We start from the raw sequence: 14,881 nt of genomic DNA, 5'->3' as shown, positions 1-14,881 counted from the left end.
GCGTTCCGGCCGCCACCTATCCTGGAAACCGGTCGGACAGCGCGGTCCGCTCTGATTTCCTCCTTCTTCCCGGATGCCCGGCCCGTATGCGGCACCAGCCGCCCGAGCCGCCGTCCGGGTTCCCTCCAGACCAGCTTCCACACTGCAAGGAGCCGCACCTGTGAGCAGTGCCGACGACCAGACCGTGTCCACGGCGACCACAAGCAGCGAACTGCGGGCCGACATCCGCCGACTGGGCGACCTCCTCGGGGAGACCCTCGTCCGTCAGGACGGCCCCGAACTCCTCGACCTCGTCGAGAAGGTCCGCCGACTCACCCGCGAGGACGGCGAGGCCGCAGCCGAACTGCTGCGCGGCACCGAACTCGAGACCGCCGCCAAGCTGGTCCGTGCCTTCTCCACCTACTTCCACCTGGCGAACGTCACCGAGCAGGTGCACCGCGGCCGTGAACTGCGCGCCCGCCGCGCCACCGAGGGCGGACTGCTCGCCCGCACCGCCGACCGCCTCAAGGACGCCGACCCCGAGCACCTGAGCGAAACCGTGCGGCACCTCAACGTCCGCCCGGTCTTCACCGCCCACCCCACCGAGGCCGCCCGCCGCTCCGTCCTCAACAAGCTGCGCCGCATCGCCGCCCTCCTCGACACCCCCGTCATCGAGAGCGACCGGCGCCGCCTCGACACCCGCCTCGCCGAGAACATCGACCTCGTCTGGCAGACCGACGAACTGCGCGTCGTACGCCCCGAACCCGCCGACGAGGCCCGCAACGCCATCTACTACCTCGACGAGCTCCACGCCGGCGCCGTCGGCGACGTCCTCGAGGACCTCACCGCCGAACTCGAACGCGCCGGCGTCACCCTCCCCGACGACACCCGCCCCCTCACCTTCGGCACCTGGATCGGCGGCGACCGCGACGGCAACCCCAACGTCACCCCCCAGGTCACCTGGGACGTCCTCATCCTCCAGCACGAACACGGCATCAACGACGCCCTGGAGATGATCGACGAGCTCCGCGGATTCCTCTCCAACTCCATCCGCTACGCCGGTGCCACCGAGGAACTGCTGACCTCCCTGAAGGCCGACCTCGACAACCTCCCCGAGATCAGCCCCCGCTACAAGCGACTCAACGCCGAGGAGCCCTACCGGCTCAAGGCCACCTGCATCCGCCAGAAGCTCGAGAACACCAAGCAGCGCCTCGCCCAGGACACCCCCCACCAGGCAGGCCGCGACTACCTCGGCACCGGCGAACTCCTCGCCGACCTGCGGATCATCCAGACCTCCCTGCGCGAGCACCGCGGCGGTCTCTTCGCCGACGGCCGCCTCGCCCGCACCATCCGCACCCTCGCCGCCTTCGGCCTCCAGCTCGCCACCCTCGACCTGCGCGAACACGCCGACGCCCACCACCACGCCCTCGGCCAGCTGTTCGACCGGCTCGGCGAGGAATCCTGGCGCTACACCGACATGCCCCGCGAGTACCGCACCAAGCTCCTCGCCAAGGAACTCCGCTCGCGCAGGCCCCTCGCCCCCACCCCCGCACCCGTCGACGCGGCCGGCGAGAAGACCCTCGGCGTCTTCCAGACCGCCAAGCGCGCCCTCGAGATCTTCGGCCCCGAAGTCATCGAGTCCTACATCATCTCCATGTGCCAGGGCGCCGACGACGTCTTCGCCGCCGCCCTCCTCGCACGGGAGGCCGGACTGATCGACCTCCATGCCGGCTGGGCGAAGATCGGCATCGTCCCCCTCCTGGAGACGACGGACGAACTCAAGGCCGCCGACACCATCCTCGAGGACATGCTCTCCGACCCGTCCTACCGGCGCCTCGTCGCGCTGCGGGACGACGTCCAGGAAGTCATGCTCGGCTACTCCGACTCCTCCAAGTTCGGCGGCATCACCACCAGCCAGTGGGAGATCCACCGCGCCCAGCGCCGGCTGCGCGACGTCGCCCACCGCTACGGCGTACGCCTGCGCCTCTTCCACGGCCGCGGCGGCACCGTCGGGCGCGGCGGCGGTCCCACCCACGACGCCATCCTCGCCCAGCCCTGGGGCACCCTCGAAGGCGAGATCAAGGTCACCGAACAGGGCGAGGTCATCTCCGACAAGTACCTCATCCCGGCACTCGCCCGGGAGAACCTGGAGCTGTCCCTCGCCGCCACCCTCCAGGCGTCCGCCCTGCACACCGCGCCCCGCCAGTCCGACGAAGCGCTCGCCCGCTGGGACGCCGCCATGGACGTCGTCTCCGACGCCGCCCACGACGCCTACCGCAACCTCGTCGAGGACCCCGACCTCCCCGCCTACTTCTTCGCCTCCACCCCCGTCGACCAGCTCGCCGACCTCCACCTCGGCTCCCGCCCCTCCCGCAGGCCCGACTCCGGCGCCGGCCTCGACGGACTGCGCGCCATCCCCTGGGTGTTCGGCTGGACCCAGTCCCGCCAGATCGTCCCCGGCTGGTACGGCGTCGGCTCCGGCCTCAAGGCCCTGCGCGAAGCAGGCCTCGACACCGTGCTCGACGAGATGCACGGACAGTGGCACTTCTTCCGCAACTTCATCTCCAACGTCGAGATGACCCTGGCCAAGACCGACCTGCGCATCGCCCGGCACTACGTCGACACCCTCGTCCCCGACGAGCTCAAGCACGTCTTCGACACCATCAGGGCCGAGCACGAGCTCACCGTCGCCGAAGTCCTCCGCGTCACCGGCGAGCCCGGACTCCTGGACGGCACGCCCGCCCTCAAGCAGACCTTCACCATCCGCGACGCCTACCTCGACCCCATCTCCTACCTCCAGGTCGCCCTCCTCAAGCGCCAGCGCGACGCGGTCACCGCCGGCGACCCGGCCGACCCGCTGCTGGCCCGAGCCCTGCTCCTCACCGTCAACGGTGTGGCGGCGGGCCTGCGCAACACCGGCTGACCCCGGCGACCCGTTCCCGGCGACACGACAAAGGTGCCCCCGAGCCCCGTACGGCTCGGGGGCACCCGTGTGTTCCTCACACCATCAGGAACGCCGCCGTCACCAGCGCCACCCCGGACACCCCCATCACCCACGCCACCCGCGTCCGCAGCAGTCCGCCCGCCACCACCACCGACGCCAGCATCAGCGCCCCGCCCAGCGGCACCCACGCGTACAGAACCCCCGCCACACCCGAACGGACCACCTCGCTCCCGCCCGGCTTCATGACGACGGGGTACGTCCGCCCCTCGGCCACGGCCGCGTTGTTCTCCAGCACGACCCCGGCCCGCGGCTGCGACCCCGGCGACACCGGCGTGTACGCCCCCGTACAGGTCCGCCCACCGCAGGACGTCACCGCGACCGTCCCCTGCTCGCGCCCCTTCGTCAGCATCGCGTACTGCGCCGTGCCCCACGACCCCCACACACCCGCGACCAGGATCAGCACGGCGACCGTGCCCATCACCGCGAACCGGCCGAAGCGCAGCACGGCGGACGAACCCCGGGAGCGGGAGGACGAGACGGCAGAAGGCATGGCCGAGATCTTTGGCCATGTCCTTGCGGTCGGTCAACTCCGTGCGGGGTCCGGCAAGGACCGGACCGTCAGGAGTTGTACGTACCCTGCGCCCGTTCCAGACCGTCGATCACCAGACACTCCACCGCGTCCGCAGCCCGGTCCACGACATAGTCCAGCTCCTTGCGCTCCGTCGACGAGAAGTCCCGCAGCACGTAGTCCGCCACCTGCATCCGCCCCGGCGGCCGCCCGATCCCGAACCGCACCCGGTGATAATCCGGACCGAACGCCTTCGTCATCGACTTCAGCCCGTTGTGGCCGTTGTCCCCGCCCCCCAGCTTCAGCCGCAGCGTCCCGTACTCGATGTCCAGCTCGTCGTGGACCGCCACCACCCGCGCCACCGGCACCTTGTAGAACTCCCGCAGCGCGTTCACCGGCCCGCCCGACAGATTCATGAACGACATCGGCTTCGCCAGAACCACCCGCCGGCCCGCCGGACCGGGCGGCCCGATCCGCCCCTCCACCACCTGCGCCTGAGCCTTCCCGGCCCGCTTGAACCGGCCCGAGATCCGCTCCGCCAGCAGATCCGCCACCATGAACCCCACGTTGTGCCGGTTCCCGGCGTACTCGGGCCCCGGATTGCCCAGCCCCACGACCAGCCAGACAGCCGCCGCATCGGTCGTCACGTCCATGTCTCCCTCGTCCCGCTTCCGCGTCCGCGTCTCGTCCTCGGTCCCGTCCCCGTACACACGTCGGCCGCTGTCCCCGTACGGGAACAGCGGCCGACGCGCAGTGAAGACCGCGTAGCGAAGACTACGAGGAGGATCAGGCCTCGGCGGCCTCGTCCCCGTCACCCTCCGCGGCCTCCTCGGCCTGCGCGGACAGCACCTGCAGCACCACGGTGTCCCCCTCCACCGCCAGCGTCGTACCGGCCGGCAGCTTCACGTCCTTGGCGAGCACCGCGTCACCGGCCGTCAGGCCCTCGATCGAGATGGTCACGCCCTCCGGGATGTGCGTCGCCTCGGTCTCGACCGGCAGCGCGGACAGGACGTGCTCCAGCAGGTTGCCGCCCGGCGCCAGATCACCCTCGGTGTTCACGAAGATCTCGACGGTGACCTTCTCGCCGCTCTTCACCTTCAGCAGGTCGACGTGCTCCAGGTAACCCTTGACCGCGTCACGCTGCACGGCCTTCGGGATCGCCAGCTGGCTGCCCTCACCGTCGACGACCAGGTCGATCAGCACGTTCGGCGTACGCAGCGCCAGCAGCAGCTCGTGGCCCGGCAGCGTCACGTGCAGCGGCTCGAGGCCACGCTCGTACACCACGCCCGGAACCTTGTTCTCACGACGGATACGACGCGCCGCACCCTTGCCGAACTCGCGCCGCGTCTCCGCGTGCAGCTTCACCTCGGACATGCTCACCACTCCTCGAAGTCAGAAACCGTTGGGGATACCCCCCGCTCCATGGAGCTTGGGGAAGGTCACCCGGCCACGAACGGCCTGCTACGAAGAGCGCGTCGATTACGGACCGCCGTATTCCACCCCTCACGAAGCGGTACGGCCTCCCTCGCCGAGCAACTGCAGCAGTCTACTCGGACAGGGAGGCCGTACCCAAAACGATCAGCCGGGGCGCCGGTGGAACCCGGAGCGGAACCCTTACCGCTCGTCGAACAGGCTCGTCACCGAACCGTCCTCGAACACCTCACGCACCGCACTCGCGATCGTCGGCGCGATCGACAGCACCGTGATCTTGTCCAGATCGCCACTCAGCTCACCCGGCGTCGGCAGCGTGTCCGTGAACACGAACTCGCTCACCCGCGAGTTCTTCAGCCGGTCCGCCGCCGGACCCGACAGCACACCGTGCGTCGCCGTCACGATCACGTCCTCCGCACCGTGCGCGAACAACGCGTCCGCCGCGGCGCAGATCGTGCCACCCGTGTCGATCATGTCGTCCACCAGGACGCACACACGGCCCTTCACCTCACCGACCACCTCGTGGACCGTGACCTGGTTCGCCACATCCTTGTCCCGCCGCTTGTGCACGATCGCCAGCGGCGCACCCAGCCGGTCGCACCAACGGTCCGCCACCCGCACGCGCCCCGCGTCCGGCGACACCACCGTCAGCTTCTCCCGGTCCACCTTCGTGCCCACGTAGTCCGCCAGCAGCGGCAGCGCGAACAGATGATCCACCGGACCGTCGAAGAAGCCCTGGATCTGATCGGTGTGCAGATCCACCGTCAGCACCCGGGTCGCACCCGCGGTCTTCATCAGATCCGCGATCAGGCGCGCCGAAATCGGTTCACGACCGCGGTGCTTCTTGTCCTGCCGCGCGTAACCGTAGAACGGCACGATGACGGTGATCGACCTCGCCGACGCACGCTTCAACGCGTCGATCATGATCAACTGCTCCATGATCCACTTGTTGATCGGCGCCGTGTGGCTCTGAATCAGGAAACAGTCGGCCCCGCGGGCCGACTCCTCGTACCGCACATAGATCTCACCGTTGGCGAAGTCGAAGGCCTTCGTCGGCACCACCCCGATACCCAGCTGGCGGGCGACCTCCTCGGCAAGCTCGGGGTGGGCGCGGCCGGAGAAGAACATCATCTTCTTCTGGCCGGTCGTCTTGATCCCGGTCACAGCACTATCTCCTCAGAGGTGTCGCAGAAACTCGCGGCTCGACGGCGAGAGACCTCACGGACCGCTCAGGCGGCACACGAAAGGTCACCTCACCTGATGGGGTGCGGATGTGCACTTATCACGATACGACGACTCTGGCGCACCGCTTTCCGGTCAGCCCTGCTCGGCCGACCCCCGGGAAGCCTCCTCCGCGGCCCTCGCGGAAGCACTCCCCGGACGCTTACGAGCCACCCAGCCCTCGATATTCCGCTGCTGGCCCCGGGCCACAGCCAGCGAGCCGGGCGGCACATCCTTGGTGATCACAGAGCCGGCGGCAGTGTAGGCACCGTCCCCGACGGTGACGGGTGCCACAAACATGTTGTCCGACCCGGTCCGGCAATACGACCCGACCGTCGTGTGATGTTTGTCCTGCCCGTCGTAATTCACGAACACGCTCGCCGCACCGATGTTCGAAAACTCGCCGATCGTCGCATCCCCCACATACGACAAATGCGGAACCTTCGTCCCCTCACCGATCGACGCGTTCTTCGTCTCGACGTATGTGCCGATCTTCCCCGCACGCCCGAGCCGCGTTCCCGGACGCAGATACGCGAACGGACCCACCGAAGCCTCCGGGCCGACCTCCGCACCCGACGCCACCGTGTTGTCCACCCGCGCCCCGGCCCCCACCCGCGTATCCGTCAACCGGGAATTCGGCCCCACCTCGCACCCCTCGGCAAGATGCGTCACCCCCTGCAGCTGCGTCCCCGGATGCACCACCACATCCCGCTCGAACGACACCGTCACATCCACCCACGTCGAGGCGGGGTCGACGACGGTGACCCCGGAGAGCATGGCCTCCGTCAGCAGCCGGTCATTGAGGATCCGCCGCGCCTGGGACAACTGCACCCGGTTGTTGATCCCCGCGATCTCCCGGTGGTCGCCCGCCACCGACGCACCCACCCGGTGCCCCGCCGCACGCAGAATCCCCAGCACGTCCGTCAGGTACTCCTCGCCCTGACTGTTGTCCGTCCGCACCCTCTTCAGCGCATCCGCCAACAACGCCCCGTCGAACGCGAACACACCCGAGTTGATCTCCCGGACCGCCCGCTGCTCCTGCGACGCGTCCTTGTGCTCCACGATCGCCGTCACCGCACCCGAGGCCGCGTCCCGCACGATCCGCCCGTACCCCGTCGCATCCGGCACCTCGGCCGTCAGCACCGTCACCGCGTTCCCGTCCGCGGAATGCGTGGCCGCCAGCCGCCGCAACGTCCCACCGGTCAGCAACGGAGTGTCCCCGCAGACCACGACCACGGTCCCGTCCACGGAGCCGCCCAGCTCCTCCAGTCCCATCCGCACCGCGTGCCCGGTCCCGTTCTGCTCCGCCTGAACGGCGGTACGGACGTCGGGGGCGACCTCGGCGAGGTGCGCGGTCACCTGCTCGCGGGCGTGCCCCACGACGACGACCAGGTTCTCCGGCTCCAGCTCACCGGAGGCGGCCAGCACATGACCCACCAGGGAACGGCCACAGATGTCGTGCAGGACCTTCGGGGTGGCCGACTTCATACGGGTGCCCTCACCCGCTGCGAGAACGACGACGGCTGCCGGGCGATTGGCGCTCACAAGGATGCCCTTCGGCTGTAAGGGGGAGGGGGACATCCGCAGGATACCGGGGTGGGTGTGGGGGGACATGGGTGCGGGCCCCGACCTGGGAGGTCGGGGCCCGCACGCAACAGGCTCCCCCATCAGGATTTGAACCTGAACTTAAGGGACCAAAACCCTCAGTGCTGCCTGATTACACCATGGGGGATGAAACTCGATCGAACCGGACATCCGGTTGGGCTGTCGAGTCGGCACCCAACACTATGCCGTACCAAGAGCCTTCGGTGCGACGGTACGGGTCGGCACCCTTGAGGACTTCGGGCACGAGGTGCCCGTGACGGGGGGCGCCCGCGTTCTCGCGCGCCGCCTCGGAGTTGCGCCGCTCAAGCGTCATCGACGCCTTCGGGGCGGGCGTGTCCGCCCGGCGCGTGTGTCGCGGGCGTGCCGTCCGGGCGGAATGTGCGCTTCGGGGGGCGGACGAGGTGCGGTTCGGCAGTTCGAGGGATTTCGGGGCGTATCGCATCTGAACGGTCACGGAGTGTGGTGGGAGTCAGTCGGGGAAAGTCCCCGGAAAACCGGCACCGGGCGCCCTTAGGCTGGAGGCATGACCACGACGGGGGAAGACCATGTGACGGCCCGTGGAGGGCCGTGGTGGTGGGGCAGACGGCGTAGCGCCGTGCTGGATGTGAGCCTTGCGGCGGTGTCCGCGCTGGAGTGCGGGCTGGAGGGGATTCCGTTCGCGCGGGACGCGGGGATTCCGGTGGCCGCGGGGGTGTTGTTCGGGTTGCTGGCGGGGTCGGTCCTGGTGGTGCGGCGGCACTGGCCGATCGCCGTGGTGCTGGTGGTGATCGCCATCACGCCGGCGCAGATGGGTTTTCTGATGGGCCTGGTGGGCCTGTACACGTTGGCGGCGTCGGAGTTGCCGCGCCGGATCACCGCGTCGCTGGCGGGGATGTCGCTGGTGGGGACGTTCATCGTGACGTTGGTGCGGGTGCGGCAGGACATGGCGCGGGGGGAGTTGGACCTGGGGGACTGGTTCATTCCGTTCGCGTCGATCACGACCTCGGTGGGGCTGACCGCGCCGCCGGTGTTGTTGGGGCTGTATGTGGGGGCGCGGCGGCGGTTGATGGAGAGTCTGCGGGAGCGGGCGGACAGTCTGGAGCGGGAGCTTCAGTTGCTGGCGGAGCGGGCCGAGGAGCGGGCCGAGTGGGCGCGTAACGAGGAGCGGACGCGGATCGCGCGGGAGATGCATGACGTGGTCGCGCATCGGGTGAGTCTGATGGTGGTGCATGCGGCGGCGTTGCAGGCGGTGGCGCGGAAGGACCCGGAGAAGGCGGTGAAGAACGCCGCGCTGGTGGGGGACATGGGGCGGCAGGCGTTGACGGAGTTGCGGGAGATGCTCGGGGTGCTGCGGTCGGGTGGGGGCGGTGCGGGGCGGGACGCGCGGGCGTCGGTGCCGTTGGCGGCGGTGGGTGCGGCGGCGGCTGCGGCGGCGTCGCGGGCGGTGGGCGAGGCCCGGCCGGGCGGGGGCGCCGGGGGTGAGGGACCGAGTCTGTCGGAGATCGGTGAGCTGGTGGGGCAGTCGGCGGCTGCGGGGATGGTGGTGGCTCTGTTGGTGGAGGGGGAGGGGCGGGCGTATGCGGGGGAGGTGGAGTCGACGGCGTACCGGGTGGTGCAGGAGGCGTTGACGAATGTGCACAAGCATGCGCCGGGGGCGAAGACCTATGTGCGGTTGGCGCATCGGGTGTCGGAGATCGCGATGCAGGTGGAGAACGAGCCGCCGACGGAGGCGGGGCCGTCGGCGCGGTTGCCGTCGGGCGGGAACGGTTTGGTGGGGATGAAGGAGCGGGTGTCGGCGCTGGGCGGGGTGTTCGTGTCGGGGCCGACGGATGCGGGGGGTTTCCGGGTCTCGGCGGTGATTCCGGCGCCGTAGGGCGAACGGCGGCCCCGGATGAACCGACTGGTGGCCGGCGGTCGGCAACGGCGGCCGGCCACGGCCGGTGAGCGGGTGTCCGGCGGGCGTGGTGGCCGGTCAGCCTGTGGTGAGGCGGGCGGGTTCGGTGCCGGAGACGAGGGCGGTGAGGCCCTGGTCGATGTGGTGGCCGAGGTACCAGTCGCCGGTGTGGTCGAGGGCGTAGACGCGGCCTTGGGTGTCGATGGCGACGAGGGTGTGGGTCTCGGGGTCGGCGCCGACGGGGCAGACGCCGGTGTCGAGTGCGCGGCCGAGGTCGCCGAGGGTGCGGGCCATGTGGAGGCCGTGGAGGGGGTCGAGGTGGAGGGTGGCGGGGGCGAGCCGGCGGCCGGGGGCGGTGGGGGTGATGTGGAGTCCGCCGAATTCGGCCCAGGCTTCGACGGCGGCGGGGAAGACGGTGTGGCGGTGCCCTGCGGGTGAGGTGTGGTCGCGCAGGGTGTCGGCCCAGATTTCGGCTTGTCCGATGTCCCAGCGTCCTGGCTGCCAGCCGGCGGCGCGCAGGGCGGTGGCGACGGGGTCGGGGAAGCGGTGCGAGGTTCCCCCCGGTTCGGGTGGGGCCGGGTGGCTGGGGGAGGGGACGTGGTCGGTGCGCATCTGCCGTTCGTTCTTCGTCGTGGTGGTGCGGCCGGTGGGGGTGGGGGTGGGGGTCGGCCGGGTGGTGGTGGGTGTGTGTCAGGGGTGGGTACGGATCGGGTGTACGGAATCACTCACCGGGCCGGTTCATCCGGGGGCGACGACGCGGATGCCGAAGTGGGCGGTGAGAGCGGTGCAGGCGCGGCAGGGTGCGGCGTAGCCGCCGTGGAGGGGGTCGCCGTCCTCGCGGATGTGGCGGGCGGTGAGTTTGGCGTGTTTGAGCGCTTTGCGCGCTTCGCCGTTGGTCATGGGCTTGCGTGCGGCGCGTTTGCTGCGTGCGGTGTCGGCGGCGGTGAGGTGGCGGGAGATGAGGATCGTCTCGGCGCAGCGGCCGGTGAAGCGGTCGCGTTGGCCGCTGGTGAGGGTGTCGAGGAAGTCCTGGACGAGGGGGTGCAGTTCGGGGGGTGTGTCGGCGCGGGCGGCGGTGCCGGTGAGGGTGGTGCCGCGGATGGAGAGGGCGGCGGCGATGGTGGGCAGGATGCCGTCGCGGCGGTGCAGGAGGAGGGGGGTGCGGGCGGTGTCGGTGCTGCTCCAGCCGATGCGGGGGTCGCCGCTGCGCGGGTCGGCGGGGTGTCCTGCCGGTGCCCCTGTTTGAATCATGTTCATGATCGCCTTCCCCTCCCGTGCATCCCCCGGAAGCTCACAGAGTGCCAAATGGCGTGGCTGATGGGGAAGCTGGGGCGGGGCGACACGCCCAGGTTTGGGCGAGCTGTCACGGGAGGGTGACGTTTGGTCACGGAAGCGGACGGGTGGGCGGCCGGTGCCCGGTGACCGGTGCCGCCGTACCGCATAGGCTGTTGGTGTCGCGATTCCTGCGGTGATCCGTGCGGACGGCGCGCGGGGCGCCGGTGGGAGTGGCGGCGGTGAGCAGTCGAAGCAGACGTGACAGTCGGATACGTTCCGTGACGGCCGATGGTGGTCGGTGCGGGTCGTACAGAGTGCCGCAGGGGGCAACCGCCATGACGACAGGTCGGCTCGGGCAGAGAGCCGTGCCGCCGAATGCGGCCTATGCCGGGCAGGTCGTGCACTTCCCGGATCCGGTGCGGGCGGCCCGTCACCCGAGAGGGGTACGGGTGGACGAGCGTGGTTACCCCGATTTCTCGCCGTACGCGCGTGCGGTGGCGGAGATCGCGGAGCCGCCGGAGGGTTTCGGCGTCGACGAGCTGCGGCTGACGGACTACGTGTCGGCGAACGCGGCGCTGGCGGCGACCGGTCATGAGCTGTGGGGCGCGGTGCCCGCGGTGGCGACGCCGCACGGCTGGACGTGGCACCACGCGGTGGCGTCGCGACGGCTGGAGCTGGTGCCGGTCGAGGTGAAGGCGCTGCTGCGGCACCACGGTGGTGTGGTGACGTCGGGCGTGGACCAGGAGAAGCGGGGCACGCGGCCGTTGCAGGAGACGCGCCCGGCGCATTTCCGGCTGCCGAAGTCGGGGCTCGCGGTGACCGAGGCGCAGGTGCTGAACGTCGAGGAGGATCTCGGCTACCGGCTGCCCGGCGCGTACCGGTCGTTCTTGAAGGCGGCGGGCGGCTGCGCGCCGGTGGGCACGGCGCTGGACGCCGAACTGGGCCTGCTGGTCGACCAGCCGTTCTTCACGGTGCGGGACGAGGCCGCGGTCAACGACCTGGTGTACATCAACAAGTGTCTGCGTGATCACCTGACCAAGGACTATCTGGCCGTCGGTTTCGTCCAGGGCGGTCTGCTGGCGGTGAAGGTGCGGGGCGACCGGGCGGGTTCGGTGTGGTTCTGCGCCTACGACGACGCGCGGGACGTGGATCCGTCATGGCCGCCGGCGGAGCGGGTGGAGCGGCTGCTGCTGCCGTGCGGGGACGACTTCGACGCGTTCCTGGCCCGGCTGGCGGGGTCGCCGCCGGAGCTGGAGACGGTGGCGAATCTGATGGTGGACGGCGGCTTCGCGCAGGTCGTTCCGGTTGCTGCGGGGGAGTGAGGTCCGGCGATGGTGACGTTCGCGCAGGCGCAGGAGCGTGCGGAGGAGTGGGTCAACGGGGAGGTGCCGTCGTACCAGCACCGTGAGGTGCGGGTGCGGGAGTTCGGCCTCGGGTTCGTGGTGTGGGCGGAGGACCGTGCGGACGGGCCGCGTTCGGACGGCGGTGGTCAGCGGCTGGTGATCGCCCGGGACAGTGGTGAGGCGACGCTGTGGCCCGCGCTGGCGGTGGGCGAGGTGATCCGCCGGTACGAGGAGGAGTGCGCCCGTACGGACGGGGCGGAGGGGCCGGCGCCGGCGGCTCCGGCGCGGGTGGACCTGAATCAGACGTCGTTCCTGCTGAGTCCGCCGGAGTGGTTGCAGGAGGCGGCGGACCGGCTGGGGATTCCGGACCGGCGGGGGGAGACGTCGGGCGGTTCGGCGGATGCGGCCGGTACGACGGGTGGGTCCGGTACGACCGGTTCCGGGGCTGCGGCCGCCGGTGCCGCGGTGCCGGGTGCGCCGGTGGCGCCCGGCAGTGGTGCTGCCTGGCCCGCCGCCGGTGGGGGCGACTCCCGGGCGGGGGCCGGCGCGGGCACTCCGGCCGGGGCGACGCCGTGGGCCGGTACGGACACGAACGCCGATGCCGGTGAGGACGGTTCGGTGCCGCTGCCGGTCACCGTGTTCGCGCCGCCGCTGAGCCAGTCCGACGACGACACGCCGCCGCCTTCGGCGTCGGCCTCGGATGCCCCTACGGCGCTGATGTCGGGGGGCAGCCAGCTGCCGCCGACGGCGCTGACGCCGGCGTTCCAGGACGCGGACGCGCAGACTCCGCCGGGTGCGCCGGTGACTCCGGTGGCGCAGAACGCCGCGGACATCGCCGACGCCGCGACCAGCAGGGCGACGCCCCCGCGCCGCCCCGCGGGTCCGACGACGCCGCCTCCGCCGGGTGCTCCGGGTGCTCCGGGTGCTTCGGGTACGCCGGGTGTGCGGCCGGGGAGTACGCCGCCGCCTCCGTCGTCGCCCCCCTCGGGGGCCGGCGCGCCGGGTGGCCCGGCGGGCGGGTACGTGCCGACGCAGATGGTGTCGTCCCTGGGGTCCAACGGCCTCGGTGGTTTCGACAGCCAGGGAGGGCCGGCGGGCCCGGGTGGTCCGGCGGGCGGTCCGCAGCCGTCCGGGGCCCCGACGCCTGCGCCCGGTGCCCCGCCTGCGCCGGGTACGCCGCCCGGCGGTGTCCATCACGCCGTGACGATGTTCGCCGACCCCGGCCGGCCGGGTGCGGGTACGCCCCAGCCTCCCGGCCCGCCCGGTGCGCCGGGTGCGCCGGGTGCCCCTGGCGCTCCGCGCGTTCCCGGTCCTCCGGGTGCCCCCGGCGCTCCGCAGCCGCCCGGTGCTCCGGGTGCCGCGGGGGGCGGGCGTGGCCCGGTGCATCACGCGGAGACCGTGCTGGCGGGTCCCGCGGTCGGTGGGCCCGGTACGCCTCCGCCGCCGTCGGCCCCCGGCGGTCCGGGTGTTCCGCCGCCTCCCGCGCCGCCCGGTATGCCCCGCGGGATGCCGCCCGGGATGCCGGGCGCGGTGCCGCCGGGGGTGCCCGGACCCGGTCGGCCGCCGGTGTACGGCTATCCGCCGCAGCAGCCGGCCGGGCAGCCGACGGTCGGCCCCGGCTATCAGGCCGTGCTGCGCTACCGCGCGCAGGACGGTTCCGAGCAGCAGCTGATCCGGCGTTCGGCGCCGGGCACGCCGCATCCGGAGTGGCAGATCTTCCACGAGCTGCGGGCGATGAACGTGCCGCCGGATCAGGTGCTGGAGCTGCACACGGAGTTGGAGTCGTGCGAGCTGCCGGGCGCGTACTGTGCGCGGATGATCCGGGAGCAGTGGCCGCAGGCCCGGATCACGAACATCGCGCCGTACGGCACGGATCACGCGAGCCGGCAGCAGGGCATGCAGCAACTGCTCGTTCATCAGGGTGAGTTGCACCAGGTGGCGGACGGGCCCGCCCGGCCGGCGCCGGTGCGCGCGCCGCTGACGCCGGTGCAGCCGGCGCCGCCGCTCCCGCCGGAGGCCATCGGGCAGGAGCTGGCGGGGGCGTTCGGGCCGGGGGTGTTCCGGTTCGAACAGCAGGCGGTGTCCCGGCAGGGTGTGCCGCCGGTCGTGGCGCACACGCTGGTGGCGGCCGGACTGCCGCTGGACATGGGCCCGTTCTTCTGGGCGCAGGCCCAGCCGGGCCGTCCGGTGCCGACGCTCGCGGAGCTGGCCGCGGAACGGGGTGTGCAGCCGGCCTCGGACGCGGGCTCGTACCTCGTCATGGGCAGCGACTTCGGCAAGGCGATCTGTGTGCAGTACGGCACGGCGAACATCGTCGCGGTGCCGGTGGAGGCGGGGCCGGGCGGTGCGCCCGTACCGCCGCAGTTCGTGAACACGGGGCTGCCGGAGTTCGCGCGTTGCCTGGCGTTGCTGGGGCGGATGTGGCGGCTGCGGTTCGGGCTGAACCAGGAGCAGGCGGGCCGCTGGACCGTCGACTTCCAGATGCAGCTGGCGGCACTGGATCCCGCGGCGCTCGGTTCGCCGGAGAGCTGGTGGTCGGTGTTGCTGGAGCAGATGTGGGACGGACTGCTCTGAGCCACCGTTCCCGTCCCCGCCGCTGAGGCGGACGAACAGAGGCCGGGTCCGGCCGGATACGCGTATCC

General features: G+C 71.4%; 11 protein-coding genes. 4 read left to right on the top strand and 7 right to left on the bottom strand.

The features are described 5' to 3' along the window. The first annotated feature begins 160 nt into the window (after window positions 1-160). A complete protein-coding gene (ppc, locus tag ACFWVE_RS29025) occupies window positions 161-2,902 on the top strand; it encodes a phosphoenolpyruvate carboxylase (protein ID WP_384020154.1) in 2,742 nt (913 codons plus the stop codon). A gap of 76 nt (window positions 2,903-2,978) precedes the next feature. On the opposite strand, the gene ACFWVE_RS29020 is transcribed toward ppc, so the two are convergent. From ACFWVE_RS29020 to glmU, 5 genes are all read right to left on the bottom strand, one after another. After that, the gene (locus ACFWVE_RS29020) at window positions 2,979-3,473 is read right to left on the bottom strand and encodes a hypothetical protein (RefSeq protein ID WP_384020151.1); all 495 of its coding nucleotides are present in this window, start codon (window positions 3,471-3,473) and stop codon (window positions 2,979-2,981) included. A 68-nt stretch (window positions 3,474-3,541) separates the two neighbouring features. Then, on the bottom strand, window positions 3,542-4,144 hold the full coding sequence (pth, locus tag ACFWVE_RS29015) for an aminoacyl-tRNA hydrolase (protein WP_384020148.1): 603 nt from the start codon (window positions 4,142-4,144) through the stop codon (window positions 3,542-3,544). Between the two features lie 133 nt (window positions 4,145-4,277). After that, window positions 4,278-4,865, bottom strand: coding sequence for a 50S ribosomal protein L25/general stress protein Ctc (locus ACFWVE_RS29010; protein WP_384020145.1), 588 nt, complete (start codon window positions 4,863-4,865; stop codon window positions 4,278-4,280). A gap of 240 nt (window positions 4,866-5,105) precedes the next feature. After that, window positions 5,106-6,086, bottom strand: a complete 981-nt coding sequence (locus ACFWVE_RS29005; protein WP_384020142.1) for a ribose-phosphate diphosphokinase — start codon at window positions 6,084-6,086, stop codon at window positions 5,106-5,108. Between the two features lie 153 nt (window positions 6,087-6,239). Beyond that, window positions 6,240-7,688 (bottom strand): bifunctional UDP-N-acetylglucosamine diphosphorylase/glucosamine-1-phosphate N-acetyltransferase GlmU, encoded by a 1,449-nt coding sequence (gene glmU, locus ACFWVE_RS29000; RefSeq protein ID WP_384020140.1) that lies wholly within the window; start codon window positions 7,686-7,688, stop codon window positions 6,240-6,242. Window positions 7,689-8,271: 583 nt separating this feature from the next. On the opposite strand from glmU, the gene ACFWVE_RS28995 reads away from it, so the two are divergent. Further along, window positions 8,272-9,600 (top strand): sensor histidine kinase, encoded by a 1,329-nt coding sequence (locus ACFWVE_RS28995; RefSeq protein WP_384020137.1) that lies wholly within the window; start codon window positions 8,272-8,274, stop codon window positions 9,598-9,600. A 99-nt stretch (window positions 9,601-9,699) separates the two neighbouring features. Here the strand turns inward: ACFWVE_RS28995 and ACFWVE_RS28990 are convergent, their stop codons facing one another. Both ACFWVE_RS28990 and ACFWVE_RS28985 read right to left on the bottom strand, forming a co-directional pair. Continuing rightward, window positions 9,700-10,233, bottom strand: coding sequence for an SUKH-3 domain-containing protein (locus ACFWVE_RS28990; RefSeq protein WP_384020134.1), 534 nt, complete (start codon window positions 10,231-10,233; stop codon window positions 9,700-9,702). Between the two features lie 126 nt (window positions 10,234-10,359). After that, window positions 10,360-10,878 carry a YwqJ-related putative deaminase gene (locus ACFWVE_RS28985; RefSeq protein ID WP_384020131.1) on the bottom strand — a complete coding sequence of 173 codons (519 nt, stop codon included), beginning with the start codon at window positions 10,876-10,878 and terminating at the stop codon, window positions 10,360-10,362. Window positions 10,879-11,231: 353 nt separating this feature from the next. Between ACFWVE_RS28985 and ACFWVE_RS28980 the strand changes: the two genes are divergently transcribed. Next, on the top strand, window positions 11,232-12,218 hold the full coding sequence (locus ACFWVE_RS28980) for an SMI1/KNR4 family protein (RefSeq protein ID WP_384020128.1): 987 nt from the start codon (window positions 11,232-11,234) through the stop codon (window positions 12,216-12,218). Between the two features lie 9 nt (window positions 12,219-12,227). Continuing rightward, a complete protein-coding gene (locus ACFWVE_RS28975; RefSeq protein ID WP_384020125.1) occupies window positions 12,228-14,813 on the top strand; it encodes an SUKH-4 family immunity protein in 2,586 nt (861 codons plus the stop codon). Window positions 14,814-14,881 lie beyond the last annotated feature (68 nt).

The sequence above is a fragment of the Streptomyces sp. NPDC058632 genome, assembly GCF_042717095.1.
Classification (GTDB): domain Bacteria; phylum Actinomycetota; class Actinomycetes; order Streptomycetales; family Streptomycetaceae; genus Streptomyces.
This window is presented reverse-complemented; position numbering and strand designations above follow the sequence as displayed.